This is a genomic window from Candidatus Nitrospira salsa, assembly GCF_965152625.1.
Window position 1 is genome coordinate 72,305 of the sequence record NZ_CBCUCO010000004.1, and the last position, 18,450, is coordinate 90,754.

An 18,450-nucleotide genomic window follows, 5' to 3' on the forward strand; every position below is an offset into this window, starting at 1 on the left:
GTACGATAGGCTTCTGGACTTTACGCCCCATGATCTGATTAGGTAAACACTTCATCATTGATTCATTCATCAGAACACAGATTTCTTCTCATCCTGGGACCAATAGAAAGGAATACACATGGCACTGAAAAAAGGCGATATCATTGATGAACGCAAACGTTACCCAGATTCATGTGGACTTGTGGTCAAAGTGATGAGCGGTGGCGAAGGATTTGAAAAGCTGATCTGTTGCGGACACGAACTCACAGAAGAGGATGTCGTACCATCGCCTGAGACGAGTAAAGGCAGGAAAAAAGGTAGTCTCGTGATTGGAATGACGATTGATGAAAAAAAACTGTTTCCAGACTCCTGTGGACTTCGTGTCATGGTTATGGATGGTGGAGCAGGATTTCAAGAAATCCTCTGCTGCAGCCATTCCGTTAACGAGGCAGCTATGCAAACACTTGAATTTGGTATTGGCATGCGCGGCCCCGCAGAGGCCCCCAATACCCCTCAATCAGGCAACGCATAAGGAAAAACGCCAATGCACGGCTGGACACCAGAATCAACTAAACAATGGGTGAAATGGATGCAATGGCTCGACCGGTGGGGTTACATCTCTGCCTGCTTGAGTTTCCTGGCCCTCGGTATGTTGATTTTTGGGTACAGTTGGATAGAGTTTTTCCATCAAGCCCCTCAGGGGTTTTTAGAAGCGTCTATTGTCCTGATCAATGATTTGTTGTTAGTCATTATCCTGCTTGAACTGTTTCGAACCGTATTGGGATTTTTACAGTCCGAACGTGTCCGCCTTGAGCCATTCCTCCATGTCGGCGTGATCGCCTCAGTTCGAAAGATCCTGACCACAGGCGCAGAGCTCTCACATGTAAAGAACATTCCAAAAGACACATTTTATCATTATTTGATGGATCTTAGCCTTCATGTCGTGATCATTCTGGTGCTAATGATTGCACTCTATTTGGTTAGGAAAAGTGAAGTGGTCCCCACTACCACGATCACCCCGTAACCTTCCTCTCTTCGCCAATCACCTTCAAGTCACTCATTTGACGCATTCGTCCCCTTCTTTTTCCTGATACTTTTCTCAGCCTCATATCTTGCTGTCTTCACGTACCTTGTGGCACTATGATTTTTCTTTTTATGGGATTAGGGAGATAATGGATTCACTACCAGAGTTTGTCGGAACTGTTCATATTTTCCTTGGGCCCTACCGTGGCAATCCTATCGCATTATATATGCGGCAAGAGGAGACCATGTGCCACATTTCTCCAAGAGTCTATCCTTGGAACCGAACAGTTGGTAGCGGAGAAACGCCGAATAAGGCCGCTGCAGCTTTTGAGGCGAAGTGGAAAGAGAACGATCTTTCTGCTGAGATGTATTCAGGGCCTCACTGGGAAGGGGGAATCAAACCAGAAAAACCCAAACCCCCGCCAAAACCTGCGGCCTCCAAACCCGCAGCACCTGCCGCGGCAGGTGCACCAGCAACGGCCGCAAAATCCAATGACCCGGCTGCAAAATCTATCCCTCCGGCCGCAACAGGGACGCAATCTAGCCCTTCCTCGCCCCCGGCAGCAGCACCAGCCGTCAATAAACAACCGACTCCAACTCCTGATGCCCAACCTGGGAAAGCAGCCAATCCTCAAGAGGCTCCACCGCCAGGCAAAGCTTCTGAGCAGAAGCCCAAACCAGCGCAAACCGCCGAGTAAACACTCAACTGTGCCTGATATTCATATCTGAATATTCGGAGAAACCCGCTTAAGCTGATCGTAGAGCGCGTGAAGTGGCGAATGATTTGGCGGCTTTTACAAGGGCCTGAAACAAACTTTTTTGGATGGGGTCGTGTTTGTACAGAAACTCAGGATGCCATTGAACGCCTAAGAAGAATGGATGGTGAGGAGCTTCGATGGCTTCAACGACGCCATCTGGGGCTAGAGCACTTGTGACCAATCGACTAGGAACCTTCTTAACCGACTGATGATGCGAACTATTTACACGAATCCTCAGCTTTCGAACAATGCGGTGCAAGAGTGTTCGAGGTGTAATCGAAAGACCATGCGCCTTTTTCGTGGCAGATCCAGGCGGCAAATGGGCAATTTCCGTTGAATGTTGGACGGTAATATCTTGTATTAAGGTTCCCCCTAGCGCCACATTCAGAGATTGCATTCCACCACAAATTCCCAATGTTGGTACGTTCTCGCTATAGGCTAATTTACTCACTCCCAGCTCTAAACTACTTCGTTGATGGCTCATCTGTCGAAACGGGACACATTGGCGTTCCCCATATAACTGAGGATCTAAATCTGAACCGCTCCCTGTGATGAGAAGACCGTCAACCTGGGCTAAGAGTTGACGTTGCCTCGCTTTATCGATAACCAATGGCAACAGAATGGGCAGCCCACCGGCATCTTCAATAGCTTGAACATATCGAGCTCGAAGAAAATAGGTAGGTTCTTTCCCTCCCATATCTTCACGATCGCCGGCATTGTAATCAGGGGTAATACCAATAATAGGTTTCATACTTCTTTTATCAACACCAAACGTGCGTCAAATCCCACTAGATTTCCTTATCGGTCTTTCACCTAATCTTCTTCATAGGGTGAGACGCCATAAAATCGAACGGCTTCATCGCCTTTGAGATGTGCGGGGGTAATGACATAGGTCCCATGGAAACTTGGCTCCCATACCGTTTTAGCCGTTTCAAGATCGCCACCGGTCAAGGCGTAAGTGAATCCGCCGACCACCCCACCCAAGACGGCATACACCACTTTTACAGGAAAATACACCAGAGTTAGCAATCCACTCCCAATTCCCAAGCCAGCTTCTCCTGAGGGACTCTCGTCTTCTTGGGCAAACACGGCACCTGGATGCAACATTATCATTGCTGCAAACAATATTACCGTCAATGCAGTGGCTCCTCGTCTACCATTCATTCGCCGATTTGTCACAGAATAGGTATTCATGAAACAGGCCCTCCTTAGCTAAGCATGAGAAAATAGAATTGTAGATCATTATGGAATAGAAGAGGAGAGTTTTTTTATTCTTCTCTTCGGTTTCTATAAGATTCTCTTCTTCAACTACTCAAATCGTGTCACGTGAGACTGTTGGCAACCACTATCGTGTACGCTAGACTTTCGTATCATAACTCATTACCACGCTTGCAAGAAATTTCACCCAATGTCCCGTGATCCACCATGTAAGTCAAGAGATTTTGAACACCCGACATTGATGCGTTTAAATATCATTGCCAAGAACACCAGGCCTTTAAAACTTGGAAACGTTCATATACTTCATGAAAACTCTTGAGCCTCAATCTCTTCCACATCAAGTTCTGTGAGAACCTGACTTTTTATTTGCTCGCCTTCTTGCGTCGTAACCTTGTCTAGCTCTTCAACTAAGACCTCTCGCGTTAATTTGGCATTTTCCTGTCGGATCCCTTGCTGAATAGCTTGCTGTAATTTCATGAGACATACTTGTTGCGCAAAAAGATCTCTAGCTCGCACTTTACTCTCAGATCGAAATTCTTCTGGAAGCTGAGCCAAAATGCCTTCTAACCATTTGTCGAACTGAAGAGATGCCTCGACTCGTGCGAATTGCAATTTATCAACGTCGACGACGATTTGGACGCCACCTTTCCAGCTTCTCTTTTTGACATTAAAAACACATTGAATCGTTTTCGGGGAACCCTCAATATATTCCGGTCCATAAAAAAGAGTAATGCGATAGGGTGGAACTCGTGGTGAAGAATGCGTAGCCATCGATGATGAATTTTATCATGCTCAAGGAGAAATACAATTGCTATTCTGGTGCTTCGACTCACGGCAGGTCTAGTTCCTTACCTGGGACAATGATGACTGTTACTGCTCTCTCATGAGCTTGGAACTATGAACAGAAGAATATCCGTTCTGCATATGACGACTTCCGGGTTGACACCCCCTTACCTTGAAGGATACAGTTTCTTAGGGAAAAGCATTATTTTATCAAAAATTCCATCAGAATAGGGATTGGGAGAGATACATGTTTGGAACAATGGGCTTCTCAGAGCTGATCATCATTCTGGTCATCGTTCTGATCATATTTGGAGCCGGTCGACTCCCACAGATAGGCGAAGGTGTCGGAAAGGCCTTGAAAGGCTTTAAGAAGGAGGTGAACGACATACCTCCTCCTGTTGACCCTGACGCACCACCGGAGCCACAAGCCACGGCGCAAGCTAACACAGGAACTCAAACAGAAGCTTCAGCCCAATCAACAGCGAGCACTCCACCTCAATCTCCACCTTCCAACCAGCCCTATCAACCAGGACCTGAACTCACGCCGGGAACAACAGCAGCTATGCTGTACAAGGGAGCTGGCCCAGAAGTCGTTCAGCCTAAGACCGCGCAACAGACAGAAGCTGCAGCCAGCAACGCTCCACCGCCCATGACAATGGAAGAACGGTCTATGTCTGCTCCTTCTATGTCCGCTCCATCATATCCGGCTTTACCTGCATCTGCGCAAACGAAACCTATGGCCAAACGTCCCTCTGCTATTGTTAATAAACAGGCCGTTGCCAGAGTTCAGGCTCAGCAAGCGGCCATGAAAGCCAAAGGCAAACCTGCTGTGGCACCTGCCCCGCAGGACATGCAAACTCTGGGGGAAGGGCTAGGAAGCGCCATTCGAACATTTCGGGATGCAGCCTCCGACATTAAGAACTCCATTGATCCGGAAATGCGAACCATTCAAGCCGAAATGGATGCAGCCGAAAAAGAAATGCAACAAACGATTGAAGCGGCCAAGCAACCGGCTCCTCCTAAAGAATAACGAACATCTTTTTAGAATCTACCCCTTGATCAGTTTGCGTCTTTTTTCCTCATTCCATTTCCTGCTGTTCAGCAGTATATGTTTAGCTGCTCTCTCGGGCTGTTCCATGGAACCCCGTTCTCATGATGCCAATTCAATAGTTCCGATTCTCACTGACCTCTTGGCCCATGACCCAAGCCCTGATATGAGACGGACGGCAGCCATGTCCCTGGGAAAAGTTGCTGATTCAAACGGTATTCCCGCATTAACGTCTGCATTAAACGATGAAGACCCGTTAGTTCGAGAATATAGTGCTTGGGCACTTGGACAAATGGAAACGGAGCTTCCCAAGCATTCAGCTTTATCTTTGATTACGACTCTCGGAGACTCCTCAACTCCTGTGAAACAGGCAGCGGCTTCCGCGCTTCGCAATGTCGTGCCCGAAGAAGCACTCTCGAATTTGCTACGACAAGTTCTGGCCATTTCAGAAGTTTCGACAAGGCGTGCTGTTGTTCAAGCGCTGACAGAACTTGAAATTCCATCTTCGTATTCTATTTTTCTTGATGCGGTAAAAGATGAAGACGCTCGTGTACGCCAGACCGCCCTAGCTGGACTTGGCGAACTTGCCGACCGACGAGCCCTTATTGTGTTTAGAACATTCCTACTCAACGATCCCGATGAAGGGGTTCGTACCGAAGCCGCTTTTCGTCTTGGCATACTCGGTGGGCAGAATGACGTTCCAGTTCTCAAGAAAGCCATTGAAGCCGACCCGACACCCAATGTCCACCTTTGGGCATCTTGGGCGCTAAAAGAAGCCGCCTCCAACCCAGATTAATATGCACACGTTGCGTGTTTACCGATGGTCTGAGATAAACGCCTCTTCAATGAGAGAAACATGTGCCCAGGTCAAAGTACCTGACAATTTCCATTGAAAACGTTGCGATCTACGATGGGATAAAGGAAGAGGACTTACTTTCTTTGATAGCTTTTAATTGAGGGGCAATTTCTTTCTCGAAACAATGTGGGCAAACGCCATGGCTAAATTGAATATCGATACGATGTGATAAATACTCTTCAACTTGTTGCCAGTAATTTTCGTCATTCCTAATTTTTTTACAATAACTACATATCGGGAGCAGTCCTTGTAGTTGCTTGACCTCGGCCAGAGCCTGCTCAAGACGTTGAACACGTTCTCCAAGCTTTTCCTGTAAAGAGAGCACACGAAACCCAACTCGAACCCGAGCGTGAAGCTCTGGCAAGTCGAATGGCTTGGTCATGTAGTCGTCTGCCCCAGCCTCAAACCCTTCTATAATGTCCGTCCGACCACTCTTCGAAGTGACCAAGATCAGATAGATCAGACTCGAGCTATTGGTTCTCCTGAGAGATTGGCACACTTGAAGTCCATCTAATCCTGGCATCATCCAGTCCAGAATACCGACTATTGGCCCTTCATTACACTTCAGATGCTCTAGAGCTTCTATCCCATTATCACACCCAATCGTCTCATGACCAAACCCAGAGAGAGAGCGAACCAGAAGAGCTTGTGTCACCGAGTCGTCATCTGCCACAAGAATTTTCATTATTTACGATACTCTTTCAAAATTCGGGAATCTTATAGAAAAACCCATAACTTCATCACGAAACAATCTCGTTGACACATAGAGGACCACACTGTGGACGTTCGGAAATTTATCGGGACGGCCATTGAAATTTAACAAATGACATTCTCTTTATCGGTTTCTTTTGTTCCCACTAAACACGCATACACTGATTAGACGACAGTGATGAGACTGATTCTCATTAAGATTCTAGAATCTGCCTTCTAACTTTTTCATCAGACTGCCAACGTTTAAAGCGAATATACCTGGACACAGTTCATAAACCCGATCGTTGGGTCGAGAACTTACAGTTACATAAACCAGGTTTGGAACTCGGTCATTCCACAAAGCTGTCCAGCTATAGCCGATTCAGTTATACCGAAACGAGAAAGCGCTAACTTGTACAATTTTGAAATTCTATACGTGATATATAACATCAACCATTATCAGTTATAGCCGATTCAATGATTTTTCGTACTCTTGACACATGGGATATCGCGTTGAAAGTCCTCATGGTTGAGCTGGAACGTATTTGTATTCGCTATAACCCAAGCGACTATAACCTTCTGCATGTTTGATGTTGGTATTTTCGCTGGTTTACTTAAATACCTAAAATGGTGGCATCTATAAGGATAACGTCGTCACGATAAATTGCCCATCAGTCACGCTTGGCCTTTGCTCGACCGTATTCACCTGGGCACCTATAACTAACCCCATTTCATGCTTCACATGTATTTTAAGGAAATGGTGGGTAGACGGAAGGCATTGACCCATTGAACAATCGTGACCCAGGCACCTTACTGGAACCTATTTTGATTCACTATAGTCACCTCTGATTCATGTTCATATGGCACAATGCTGAACCTTCGAAGAGAGTTATCACTGCCTCTATTGCCCTACCAAGCCATCGCGACAGAGATTCATTTGAAAATCTATCGAATTCGGTATAGTTGAACCTGAAGCAGGACTGACGTAAAATTACTTTACCTTTAACAGTTCGGGAGAAAGTGGAGATCTAATTGGGCAACCTGCGACTTGGTATCTGTCTCATCAACGTCCTGACCATTTCTATCTTGGTGGCAAGTTGCTCGTCCGGACCAAATAAGTGGTATAAGGCCGGCGCATCCCCTCAGAACTTTGAGCAGGATCGTTTTGCATGCGAAGAGGCCATTTTAAGTACAGGCACAACTGGCCTTTCCTCTAAAACCTACTCATTTGCAGGATGCATGGAAGAGAAGGGATGGGTGATCCTTGACTCTTCTACGTCCTAACGCGATCTACGAGTTAAACTGACAGAAGGTTTGGGCCGCATACGGACCTGAGCCATCTCCAATTTTTCACATATCCCCCAAAAGGGGAATAGATATTGGTCTTTCAAACATAGATGATTCAAGTCATAACAGCCTGATCATAGGTGTGTATATTTAATTGAGAACATCACGAATGAAACGAGTCTTATTAGTTGATGATAACCACGACGCCCGGCGAGCCCTGCGATTAGTTCTGGAATCACAAGGTCTGGAATGCATTGAATCGCTCAACGGAGCATTTGCATTGGAATGGTTAGATACAGAACAGGCTGACTTGATTGTCACAGATAATAAAATGCCTGTTTTGACTGGCCTGGAATTTATTGAGCGTCTATCAAGCAAACCGAACACTCCAATTCCTCCCATTATTCTGCTCAGCGGAAACCTTGATGAATCAGATAAGGCGAGAGCACGTAATGCTGGAACCTATGCCATCCTTAACAAACCCTGCAATTTCAGCGAATTTCTCTCAATAGTGTCACTCGCACTTGAGCAATCTTCCTAATACAACGTTCAAAATTTCTATCATCAAATGTTAAATGGAGATACCTCATCAGAGGTATTTATTCCTTCGAAGATTGGTGGGTAAGATTCACTATCCTTGCTTGTTAAGCACAGGCTTTCACTCTTTAAAATAGAAAGGTCCTGTTATGCTTAAATTATTTTGTGGAATGATCATAGGTTCTCTCATCACGATGACTCTCTTAGGTGGAGCGCCGGTTGCTGATAAAGTCATCAAGAATGCTCAAACCATCTTCGAAACGCAATCTTCGCAAGGAAGTACGACTCTTACCATTTACCTCTTGGCCTTTTTGGCATTTTTATTAGTGCAGTTAGCCAGATCCATCACAAAACAAAATAAGCAAACGGACTTAGTCATTCAGAAATTACGTCGAAATCGCATGAGAACTCTTTAGGTAAGTCTTTTCATAGCAGACTTACTTCATTCACCATCCCAATCGGTTTAGAACTTTCGCATTCCTGCTAATAACCAATCAGGGAATATGTCAACCGATCCTCCACATGAAATAGCGTTCCGAATAAGTCGGTTACCTCACATTGGCAAGCTTTGTCTTATCAAGAAGCCGAATATATCGGCGATCTTGCTCAAGAAGCCCATGCTGAGCAAATTGTCCGATGAGAGTGTTCACAGTCTCTGCTGAAACTCCTATCAAATTAGCAAGACTATGATGCGATAACCGAATTGGCGATTGAGTAACGCTACGTTCGAATTCTCCCATCTTCTCACTTAACTCCAAGAGCAGTGAGGCAAGCCGGGCTGAAGCACTTTTAAAGACGAGACCGCGCACCCTGGTTTCAAACTGCTGCAAACGACCACCTATAAACTTTAAAGTTTTTCCACCTGTCTCCGGATATGCCTGTATGTATCTATCAAAAACTTCACGTTGAATTTCACAAATAGTCACTGGGTCAACCGCTTCCACCATCGATTCGTGCAAAACCGTACCCAAAGCTTCCAGTTCTCCAAAAATCTCCCCAGTCTCAAGAACGGCTACCGTGGATTCACGTCCATCCTGATTCATTTTAGAAATTTTCACCTGGCCTTCTTTCAATAAATAGACATTCTCCCCTGGATCACCAGAAAGGGAAATGATCTCACTTTTTCGATACGATGCCATGCGTGTCGTGCGATGAAACTCCTGAAGTTCCTGCCACGACAACTCAGCAAATACTTTTATATTCTTAAGATACCAAAATTTTTTGGCCTGAAATCTTTTATCGATCAATGGCATGATGACTCCTCAATCACAAACCTACAACAACAGACACTATTTTCCTATCATATATGACCAACGAAGAACATCTCTTTAACCTTCATTCCTGCTCATCATTACACATCAATCTAACAACGACCAAGAACAAAGCCAACTAAACATATTCAACATGCCATCCACCAATTTTCATTGAGTTTTCACTCTAAAGTACCGATAAACCGATAACATGTTTATGAATAAAGCGATGTATTAAATGGAAATTTCGCCCACGACATTACCGTATCATTCCACCGCTCACCTACCTGAAGCACGAGCCAATTCAAATTCTCGTAAAGATGGGTTGTCCTCTTCCGACACTGAAGGGGAACGCGAAGAGACGGCCAAACTTCGTGCGCGAGACAAACAAGTTCGGGCTCACGAGCAAGCTCATAGCGCAGCTGCGGGAGGACTCGCGAAGGGTGGGGCCAGCTTTACCTATGAACGAGGACCGGATGGACGGCAATACGCGGTCGGCGGAGAGGTGAATATCGATACATCTCCAGTTCCAGGGAACCCTGAAGCGACGATTCGAAAAGCTCAACAGATTCGATCGGCCGCATTAGCTCCAGCAGACCCATCCTCCCAAGATCGAGCCGTCGCAGCATCGACGGCCACACTGGAGGCACAAGCTCGACAAGAGTTGCAGAAAGAAAGAGAAGAAGAAAATTCAGATAGCCCTTACTCTTCAAATCAGCCCAAGATCGACATATTTGTCTAATCGATTACCCTCCGCTCTGTATCTATTTCTTAGAAAAGCATTGTGGAACTCGTCAAACATTCGGCCAATAGATTTAATTATAGGGAATCCAAATAAGTTCGATGAGTGCCTAGGCTACGAACGCTCAACGCACCACTGGCCTTGTCGTTTCAATTTTTACTGAGAATACTCCAGGGTCACTCAATAGTGTGATCATAGATGGCCTAAGACACGAACGCGTAACACGCCAGTGCTTTTTGTCAGTCCAACTCTTACTGAGACGCACTCGGCATACGAACCATAAGGGTTACAGTGTCCTAGTAGCGACGATTGTGGTGTGATTCTGCGTAACCTCAATAGGGAACTGACGTTCAACGCAGTTCTGCTTCTGAGGTGTAGACTTGAGGTGGCCTTGGCGACGATCATTGTCTACTTGACGGAGATCCGAATTGGCATGCAACGTTGAACCTGGTCTTCCCTCTGAGGTGTCGATGAAAGGTCTCCAAGCCCACGCGATTTCTTACTTCAAACATTGGAAGGTTATACCCGCTTGGATTATAGCGAATACAAATACGTTCCAGCTCAACTATGAGGACTTTCAACGCGATATCCCATGTGTCAAGAATACGAAAAATCATTGAATCGGCTATAACTGACAATGATTGATGTTTGATATCACGTATCTGATAGCAAAGTTGTCCAAGGTAGCGCTTCATCGTTTCGGTATAACTGAAACGGCTATAAGTGAACTCTTGTGACTCACAGCCTCTACAAGCTCCAAGAACCAGTTTATTGGAGTATGAACGAGTTCTTCCCCCTTAATGAATATCGAGAATTATCTTAAGCAAAAAAAGTGAATCCGGAATTCCGTTGTGTTCATCCCTCCTCAGTTCCTAATGAATTTCTCTTACAATCAATTAAACTGTAGTATATTGCTAGGCATCGCTTGCCCACTACCAGGAGTCTGTTGCCTAAAATAGAATTTCTTCGCAACGATTAACAATCTCCGTGGAAAAGCAAAACATGCGTGCCATCACTCATAATCAAGACCCGAACTATTGCAAAAACTGAAGGGAAGTCTGGCAAACCTTTTGCTAAATAATTTTTAGCTCCTGAATAGCTCATGCACATAACGACATTTACTGACAAATTTTCTGGAATTTAAAATAGTATGGATAAAAACTCTCTCAGTTCCTCTAGTGTTGCTTGAACCATCTTCTCAATACTCTACGTACATTCAAGGAATTGCCCATGAACATTGTCACAAAAATGAAACAGGATTGGGACCGTCGGGCAAAGCACCACACGCGGTATTGGATTGCGACAGAAGATTACAAAAACGAAGAGGTCTTTGCTGATTCAGGAAGACGGACCGCCGACGCCATCTTAGCTGCCTTCGGTCCATTTTACAGGGAAACATGGACAGGATTAGATATTGGATGCGGAATTGGCAGAGTGCTAAAACCTCTTGCTCTCCACTTTCGTCAACTGTTCGGTGTCGATGTATCAGCGGAAATGATTAACAAAAGCAAGACTTGGCTTCGAGAAACCCCTAATGTGACAACATTTGAGACATCGGGTGTTGACCTGAACCTTTTCCCAAATCGTCATTTTGACTTTGTGTATTCGTACGTCGCATTTCAGCATATGCCACGCCCAGTTTTTGACCGATACCTGGAAGAAATTAATCGCGTCCTTAAACATCAAGGACTCCTGGTGTTTCAAATCCCTATTGGAATTCAACCCGACGTTCCAATGGAGGACACCATCGCTGTCCGTTTCTATGAATATCACGAACTCCAAAAAAAACTCATACAACGAGGATTTCAATTATTGGAGACTGATGAAAAACGCCCAGTATCACTTCAAGCATGTGCACAGAGTCGTCACGCGTTTCACGGGTTTTTCTTGGCTCAAAAGATTGCCACCATTTGCCCGGAAATTCATGTGGGATGGCTACAAGCTGAATGCCAAGAGCATGCGTCTTTTCTTGATACCCACTTGTACTTATCCTTTGCAGAAAGTTGCCTTAAACAGGGAGATCCGGACGAAGCCATTCAAACATACGAAAAATTACTCACCCACAATCCCGACAGCCTCGAGGCTTGGCTCAACCTTACAACAATTCTTATCGACAATGGGAAAATTGATCAAGCCGTCTCAACATTAACAAACTTAACCCACGCTCACCCGGCTTATCTCGACGGCCATCGAACGCTAAAAAATCTTCGACGACGCCAACAATGGCAAAAACACATGCGTCCGACGGGCTAATCTTACCCTAAATTGCCCCATAAGCCTTTCCGAATAATTGGCTCCGGTTCAACCTCGTCCAGATCCACATTCTCTCTTTTCAATTCCCATGTTTCTGCTATACTCTGGGAGTTATGGCTCATGAGGGGCCAGGAGCAATGATAACCATAAACTTAGGAGGATGCGCATGGGTAAGAAGTTATCAATGATGTGTTTGACAGCGGTACTATCCCTGGGAATCACAGGGCTTGCATTTGGCAACCCGCCAAACAATGGCCCTGGCTGCGGATTGGGACACCTTGCCTTATCTGGTGGCGGCGCTAACCAGAACGCCATTGGGGTCCAAGTACTTATGGCCACCTTGAACGGAACAGGCATGCAAACATTCGGCATAAGTTCCGGAACCTCAGGTTGTACAAATGACGGAACCATTGTCATGAAAGAAAAGGCTAATGTCTTTGCAGCGGTCAACCTTGAAAATCTTTCTCAAGAGATGGCGCAGGGACAAGGGGAACACTTGGCCTCTATGGCTACGTTAATGGGTATTCCACAAGACCATCATGCAGAATTTTTTGCCATGACTCAAGAAAATTACACAACACTTCTCAATAATGGTGAAACGACGCCAAAGGCCGTGGTAAAAGCCTTGAATGATTCAATCGTTACTCATCCAGTATTGGCTCAGCTCTCAACGCGATAATCCTCCTCGGGCCCTGGCTCAAAGACTGGGGCCCCTTTTCCTTGCTTCGGTCATCTGTCTTGTTTATCTGTCTTTAACCCCAATCCTCTTACACGCAGCTGACGACAACACCTACCTCCGTGAGCTCCAAGCACGTGCGACTCAAGAAGGTCTTTTTGAAAAACGCTACTGGCAACTTCTTCTACATTACCGGACCAATCTTTTGGGAGGACATACGAGTGAAGTTGATGATCCAGGGTTTTTTCTGAGTAAGGAAGGCAAGCAGAACCCTCAATCGGAACTCATGGAAACACTCCGCCATTTCTTTTCGGACAAACCAGTCGGCAGATCACAACAACCCGCACAATGTGCGTTCATAGCACGCTACCATTGGCTACGAACACAACTGAATTTTGACAATAACAAGTTACCTTCAATGGCATGCCAACGTTTCGATGTTTGGCTCTCAGAGCTCAACCCCCAAAGCATCTCAATTATTTTTCCTTCAGCGTTCATGAATAATCCGGCCTCGATGTTCGGTCATACGTTTTTCCGCATCAATCAGGTCGGTCAAACCGAACAGACCAGAATTCTCGCCTATACCATTAATTACGCTGCAGAATTGCCTCCAGATGTCGGACTTGATTATGCCTGGAAAGGAATTTTCGGGGGATATAAAGGCTTCTTTTCAACATTTCCTTACTACATGAAGGTCAAAGAATATCGAGATATCGAAAATCGAGATATCTGGGAATATCAACTCTCGTTGACACGTGAACAAATCCACCGAATGCTCATGCATACATGGGAACTTGGCAACGCGTATTTTGACTATTTCTTTTTTAAAGAAAACTGTGCGTATCACATCCTGTCACTTCTAGAAGTGGCCAATCCGGCACTCTACCTAACTGATCAGTACGTCTTTTGGACCGTTCCGGCAGATACGATCAGAGCAATTACCGAATACGAAGGCTTAGTCGAAGAGATCAGCTACCGGCCGGCAAGAAACACTCAAATACAACGCAAACGCGAGAAGTTAACGAAGAATGAAAACCTGTGGCTCGAGAAACTCACCTCAGACCCTACGCAAGTCCGAAATCCTCAATTTAAAACATTACCCCAAGATCGACAGGTTTTTCTCATGGATCTGGCCTCTGACTATTTACAATACCAAGGCTTAGGAAAACAGGAACAGGGTAAACGCCCAAGAATTCTTGGCCAGCCCCTATTGCTGGAACGTAGTAAAGTGAAAGTTCCATCACCACGGTTCAACGTCCAACCATATACGACATCGCCAGAAACGGGTCATCACACCTCCAGAGCAAGCATCGGCATGGGATGGAGAGAAGACGAATTCTTTGAAGAACTATCAATACGGGCCGGGTATCATGATCTGCTTGACCCGGATACCGGATACACACGAGATGCACAGATTGAATTACTCGCCGCAACATTTCGTCACTACGAAAAACGCAATCAATTTCGATTAGATCAATTTACCTTTGCCAAAGTCGTCTCGCTATCCCCCATTGATACTCTGTTTCAAACCCCTTCCTGGAAATTTAATATCGGAATGGAAACCATTCGCGTGAACAACTGCAAACTCTGTAGCAATGGAAACTTTAATCTGGGAATCGGCGCGGCAACTGAAACTCAACGATTGAAAAGGGAGGTCTACTTTGCGTTCGCAGAAGTTGATGCAAATGTCAGTGGAGCATTTGACGAGCATCATCGCGTTGGAGCAGGAACAACAGGCGGGGTCGTGACCAATCTCACAGATGACTGGAAAGCCTTACTCTCCATTGGCTATTTTTACTACCCGCTGGGAGACCAATCTGATGACTTCAGGTTTTCGCTTGGACAACGCTATACACTTAGTCAAAATTGGGCATTACGTACAGAATTCAATCACCGAGATCAGGACAATGAAGTCATTCTCCGGCTACAAGCGTTCTTTTAGTGAAAAACTTCTTTTCTTGTCAGCATGTCATAGACCATACTGACGCAGCATGGACTAGGTTTTTTCGGTGTATTCACGTTCAATTTTGTTATTTTATAATGCACAACAGGGTAAAATGATTTCTCATCTATAAAGACTGGGTAATCTCTAAAATTGAAATCCAACCCCCCCCACAACAGATTGAGAACGATAGTCAAGGGAAAGTTGCTTCCAATGATAATTCGCCCTGACATATTTCAGTTCTCCGAATATAAATATTTGCTCCCTCAAATTGACTTGTAATCCAGCAAAATATTGATGTTCGAATGCAAGCGCACTTTCAATCTTTTTATTCTTCCTTCCTTCCACTTTCGCATGAATTAAGAGACCGCTTGACGAACCGGCGCCAATCCCGACATACGGCCGTATGTGTTCATGAGGGTACCGGACAATCAAGTTCACCATCGAATGGAAAACAACAAGATCAGCGGTTGATTTATCAATGCTGCCAATTTGCTGAAAACGGAGATCTCCTGCATTCCCGCCGTACTCTAGCTCAATACCGATAATTCTATGAGTAATATCGTGGAATAACCCTACTTTTATTCCCCCTCCCAATCCTCCACCAATCGACAGGTTTTGGACAGATCGTCCCAGAGCCTGAACATCATTATCTGAATCTGAAGGCATGCTTCCTTGTGCATATCCTCCCAAATAAATATCGATCTCATCCAGTGCCATGAGTTCATCTGTAGAACCAACAAGGATCACGGCCACCACCAGCAAGACTATTCTTTTCATAAAGATGTTGAGTGGAGAAGAAAGGTAATTTATATCACGTTCACGTAATGGTAAAAAGACACTTCCAGCTAGGCAAAAAAAGGGTCCCACCGAAACTCACATATCGGCGGGACCCTTTTTAACATTTCAGAGAAAAACTTTTGTGAGACAGACTATCTTGCGAAGCTTAATTCCCTCGAGCAACAGTACATAGCTGTGTATACACTCCCCAGACAATATGCTTCAGCTCGTAGGTTACGTAGACAAGTTTGTTCATTCCTCCGTCAGCCATTGCTGCCTCTACAGTGTTGTCGCCTTTTGCGACAATTCCTAGTATCTGGTTGCTACACGATTTTCCCGTTTTTGTTGGGGTAGCACCATTGTCTAGAACCTGGGTTCCACCTTTGACATCTGAATAGATACCAGCCAGAGCAAATGAAGCACTTGGCTGATTAAGCGAACCAATTCCACATCCTGTCAATGTGAGAGCATACAATCCAATACCAAAAAGAACGAGAATTTTTTTCATCGCATCTCCTCCACAAATTGTTAATAGAACACAAACCTTCCTTCTTAGGTCTAGTTTTTATACCTAACTCACTTCACCAATCATGTCAAGAAACATATTGGCCTGACAATGAAACACTTCTTACCAGATAAACAAATGATAGAGCAGGAAAAATTTCATGACAGACATTCGTCGATGCGGAGATGAAAAACCTGAAAAAGGACTAGACTTGAAACGTAATTTTCAATGAAACGCTTGAAGGAATAACTGAGGAGAAAACCCATACAGACAGAGTTTATGGAGTTCCTTGAAAACCCAAACCTCAACGTGCGGGAGCAAGACCACCTTTTTTACCACGTGAAATGTGTGAAATCGGAATATACTGAGCATAGGTGTTCACGAGCTCAAGATTCTCTTCCGAATGCTCTGTCACAGGACTAATGGCAAGGTCCGTATATCGCGTTTTATTGGGATCACTTTCGATACGTCGACGAAGGAGGTTCAACCTCCATCCCAAACGAATCCAACGGTAACTTTTGCTTAGTTCATCTTGAATTCGGTGGACATGGAAGAGAAATGGCGATTCTAGAGGAACTCCTGGCCGACGCATCTTTCTCGCTTTTTTACGAAACATCCCGCCTTCTAACGGATGAATGCCCTCGTAAGTAATTGAACCATAGAAGCACAAAAGAAAAAACATGACCTTCACCACACTTTGTCCTTTTGCTGCGGCACGTCGCATCACGGTTTCACAATGCTCAAAGGTATAGTACTGCTGCCATGCCCGCTGATAGACCTCTTGCCATTCTTGCCTTGACATGTGCGGATGATCCGTTGTGACATGTTCTAGATCATATTTATTCATATCATCGTCCATAGACACATGACGAAGATAGAGATTCTTATGATCCTCTGAACCTGGCAATGGGGTTAAACAAAAAAACTCAAGAAGATCGATTGGCAATTCTTTTTTAATAATGTCAATATCATGGGCAATACTTTCAGGCGTATCCTGAGGAAATCCGATGATATACCCAGCCACAATCGTGCATCCATGATTTTTCCACGCCTGCAGCATTTCTCGATATTCCCAAATTTTGTTCTGTCGTTTTTTTGCATCAGCGAGAGATTGTGGATTCAACGATTCAAGACCCATAAAAATATTAAAACAACCAGCTCGCACCGCCTTCTCGATGAATCTTGGAATCTTGTGACACACCGTATCCACCTGAATCGCCAGAGAGAGCGGGAGCCCTTCACCTTCTCGCAGTTGAATCAGGCGATCGAGGATTTCCTCCCACCCTTTATTTCTTGCAAAATCATCATCAGTAATAAAGAATCTTCTAATGCCCTGCTGGAGATTGGCACGCACTAACGCTTCAATATCGTCTGCCGACCGCCATCGTGAGGTACGACCCTGAACATTAATGATTGTGCAAAAACTACATTGAAAGGGACAGCCTCGACCGGCATCAAAACTTGCAAGACGCCGAAAAGTTTTTCGGACAATATTCAATGGCAAAATAGGAGCTGGCGCTTCTTGTAAGGAAGGATTATCTGACAAAAAATTATAGAGAGGTTTTAATGTTCCTTGATGCGTATCACGAAGAACTTCATCGAAATGATACTCAGCCTCCCCGGCAAACATGGTCATTCCACGGTCCATGGCATCCTGTATGTCCCCAGGGATCTTCGGCAACATGGCTAAACAGCCACTGACATGAAACCCTCCGATGATGACCGGAATTTGGGCATCAAGAAAAATCTTACCCAGATCAACGGCACGAGGAAATTGATTGGTTTGGACACCAACAAGGCCGACAAGGCCTCTTGCTCCACGTTTAAACTTCCTGATGATGCGCGTAATCGGGATAACCGTATTGGTCTCGTCATAGGCATCGATCGTCATGTCGACATCGACCCCTAAAACCTCACGCTCAACGCTATCCATCGCAATAGCGTGTAATGCCGCTAAACTATTCGAAGGAATCGCTGACCGTTCCCATTGGATGACGTACCCTTGGTCATCATAATGAGAAGGCTTGATGAGGACGAGGTGGAATGGTTGTGGTAGGCTCACAATCCTTTAAGCCTACCACGTGAGAAGAATATCTAGGAAGGATTTTTTCTGAAAGCAAGAC

19 protein-coding genes are annotated in these 18,450 nt (G+C 45.1%); 11 read left to right on the top strand and 8 right to left on the bottom strand.

Going from position 1 to position 18,450, the window contains the following annotated elements:
* Positions 1-118: 118 nt before the first annotated feature.
* From ACWQXP_RS14345 to ACWQXP_RS14355, 3 genes are all read left to right on the top strand, one after another.
* On the top strand, positions 119-511 hold the full coding sequence (locus ACWQXP_RS14345) for a hypothetical protein (RefSeq protein WP_454063569.1): 393 nt from the start codon (positions 119-121) through the stop codon (positions 509-511).
* Positions 512-523: 12 nt separating this feature from the next.
* Complete coding sequence (locus ACWQXP_RS14350) at positions 524-1,003, top strand: phosphate-starvation-inducible PsiE family protein (protein ID WP_454063570.1); 480 nt, start codon at positions 524-526, stop codon at positions 1,001-1,003.
* A 148-nt stretch (positions 1,004-1,151) separates the two neighbouring features.
* Positions 1,152-1,700, top strand: coding sequence for a hypothetical protein (locus ACWQXP_RS14355; RefSeq protein ID WP_454063571.1), 549 nt, complete (start codon positions 1,152-1,154; stop codon positions 1,698-1,700).
* A 49-nt stretch (positions 1,701-1,749) separates the two neighbouring features.
* Here ACWQXP_RS14355 and ACWQXP_RS14360 read toward each other — a convergent pair whose 3' ends face one another.
* The 3 genes from ACWQXP_RS14360 to ACWQXP_RS14370 form a co-directional block, all read right to left on the bottom strand.
* Complete coding sequence (locus ACWQXP_RS14360; RefSeq protein WP_454063572.1) at positions 1,750-2,511, bottom strand: gamma-glutamyl-gamma-aminobutyrate hydrolase family protein; 762 nt, start codon at positions 2,509-2,511, stop codon at positions 1,750-1,752.
* Between the two features lie 62 nt (positions 2,512-2,573).
* Positions 2,574-2,954, bottom strand: a complete 381-nt coding sequence (locus ACWQXP_RS14365) for a hypothetical protein (protein ID WP_454063573.1) — start codon at positions 2,952-2,954, stop codon at positions 2,574-2,576.
* Positions 2,955-3,281: 327 nt separating this feature from the next.
* On the bottom strand, positions 3,282-3,749 hold the full coding sequence (locus ACWQXP_RS14370) for a hypothetical protein (RefSeq protein WP_454063574.1): 468 nt from the start codon (positions 3,747-3,749) through the stop codon (positions 3,282-3,284).
* Between the two features lie 259 nt (positions 3,750-4,008).
* Here ACWQXP_RS14370 and tatA point away from each other — a divergent pair, with 259 nt between their 5' ends.
* The gene (gene tatA / locus ACWQXP_RS14375) at positions 4,009-4,791 is read left to right on the top strand and encodes a twin-arginine translocase TatA/TatE family subunit (RefSeq protein WP_454063575.1); all 783 of its coding nucleotides are present in this window, start codon (positions 4,009-4,011) and stop codon (positions 4,789-4,791) included.
* Between the two features lie 106 nt (positions 4,792-4,897).
* Positions 4,898-5,605 (top strand): HEAT repeat domain-containing protein, encoded by a 708-nt coding sequence (locus ACWQXP_RS14380; RefSeq protein WP_454063576.1) that lies wholly within the window; start codon positions 4,898-4,900, stop codon positions 5,603-5,605.
* 109 nt (positions 5,606-5,714) lie between these two features.
* On the opposite strand, the gene ACWQXP_RS14385 is transcribed toward ACWQXP_RS14380, so the two are convergent.
* Positions 5,715-6,350 carry a response regulator transcription factor gene (locus ACWQXP_RS14385; protein ID WP_454063577.1) on the bottom strand — a complete coding sequence of 212 codons (636 nt, stop codon included), beginning with the start codon at positions 6,348-6,350 and terminating at the stop codon, positions 5,715-5,717.
* A 1,461-nt stretch (positions 6,351-7,811) separates the two neighbouring features.
* On the opposite strand from ACWQXP_RS14385, the gene ACWQXP_RS14390 reads away from it, so the two are divergent.
* Together ACWQXP_RS14390 and ACWQXP_RS14395 are read left to right on the top strand one after the other, a co-directional pair.
* A complete protein-coding gene (locus tag ACWQXP_RS14390; RefSeq protein ID WP_454063578.1) occupies positions 7,812-8,183 on the top strand; it encodes a response regulator in 372 nt (123 codons plus the stop codon).
* Positions 8,184-8,328: 145 nt separating this feature from the next.
* On the top strand, positions 8,329-8,595 hold the full coding sequence (locus ACWQXP_RS14395; protein ID WP_454063579.1) for a hypothetical protein: 267 nt from the start codon (positions 8,329-8,331) through the stop codon (positions 8,593-8,595).
* Positions 8,596-8,727: 132 nt separating this feature from the next.
* Here ACWQXP_RS14395 and ACWQXP_RS14400 read toward each other — a convergent pair whose 3' ends face one another.
* Positions 8,728-9,432, bottom strand: coding sequence for a Crp/Fnr family transcriptional regulator (locus ACWQXP_RS14400; RefSeq protein WP_454063580.1), 705 nt, complete (start codon positions 9,430-9,432; stop codon positions 8,728-8,730).
* A 235-nt stretch (positions 9,433-9,667) separates the two neighbouring features.
* Here ACWQXP_RS14400 and ACWQXP_RS14405 point away from each other — a divergent pair, with 235 nt between their 5' ends.
* The 4 genes from ACWQXP_RS14405 (at position 9,668) to ACWQXP_RS14420 (ending at position 15,042) form a co-directional block, all read left to right on the top strand.
* A complete protein-coding gene (locus tag ACWQXP_RS14405; protein ID WP_454063581.1) occupies positions 9,668-10,171 on the top strand; it encodes a putative metalloprotease CJM1_0395 family protein in 504 nt (167 codons plus the stop codon).
* A 1,230-nt stretch (positions 10,172-11,401) separates the two neighbouring features.
* The gene (locus ACWQXP_RS14410; RefSeq protein WP_454063582.1) at positions 11,402-12,424 is read left to right on the top strand and encodes a methyltransferase domain-containing protein; all 1,023 of its coding nucleotides are present in this window, start codon (positions 11,402-11,404) and stop codon (positions 12,422-12,424) included.
* 166 nt (positions 12,425-12,590) lie between these two features.
* A complete protein-coding gene (locus ACWQXP_RS14415; RefSeq protein WP_454063583.1) occupies positions 12,591-13,103 on the top strand; it encodes a DUF3015 family protein in 513 nt (170 codons plus the stop codon).
* Complete coding sequence (locus tag ACWQXP_RS14420) at positions 13,054-15,042, top strand: Lnb N-terminal periplasmic domain-containing protein (protein ID WP_454063584.1); 1,989 nt, start codon at positions 13,054-13,056, stop codon at positions 15,040-15,042. Before ACWQXP_RS14415 ends, ACWQXP_RS14420 begins: the two co-directional genes overlap by 50 nt.
* A 147-nt stretch (positions 15,043-15,189) precedes the next feature.
* Here the strand turns inward: ACWQXP_RS14420 and ACWQXP_RS14425 are convergent, their stop codons facing one another.
* The 3 genes from ACWQXP_RS14425 to ACWQXP_RS14435 form a co-directional block, all read right to left on the bottom strand.
* Positions 15,190-15,822 carry an outer membrane beta-barrel protein gene (locus ACWQXP_RS14425; protein WP_454063585.1) on the bottom strand — a complete coding sequence of 211 codons (633 nt, stop codon included), beginning with the start codon at positions 15,820-15,822 and terminating at the stop codon, positions 15,190-15,192.
* Positions 15,823-15,988: 166 nt separating this feature from the next.
* On the bottom strand, positions 15,989-16,330 hold the full coding sequence (locus ACWQXP_RS14430) for a TRL domain-containing protein (RefSeq protein WP_454063586.1): 342 nt from the start codon (positions 16,328-16,330) through the stop codon (positions 15,989-15,991).
* Between the two features lie 301 nt (positions 16,331-16,631).
* Positions 16,632-18,389: a B12-binding domain-containing radical SAM protein gene (locus tag ACWQXP_RS14435; protein ID WP_454063587.1), complete on the bottom strand. Its 1,758-nt coding sequence runs from the start codon at positions 18,387-18,389 to the stop codon at positions 16,632-16,634.
* Positions 18,390-18,450: the final 61 nt, after the last annotated feature.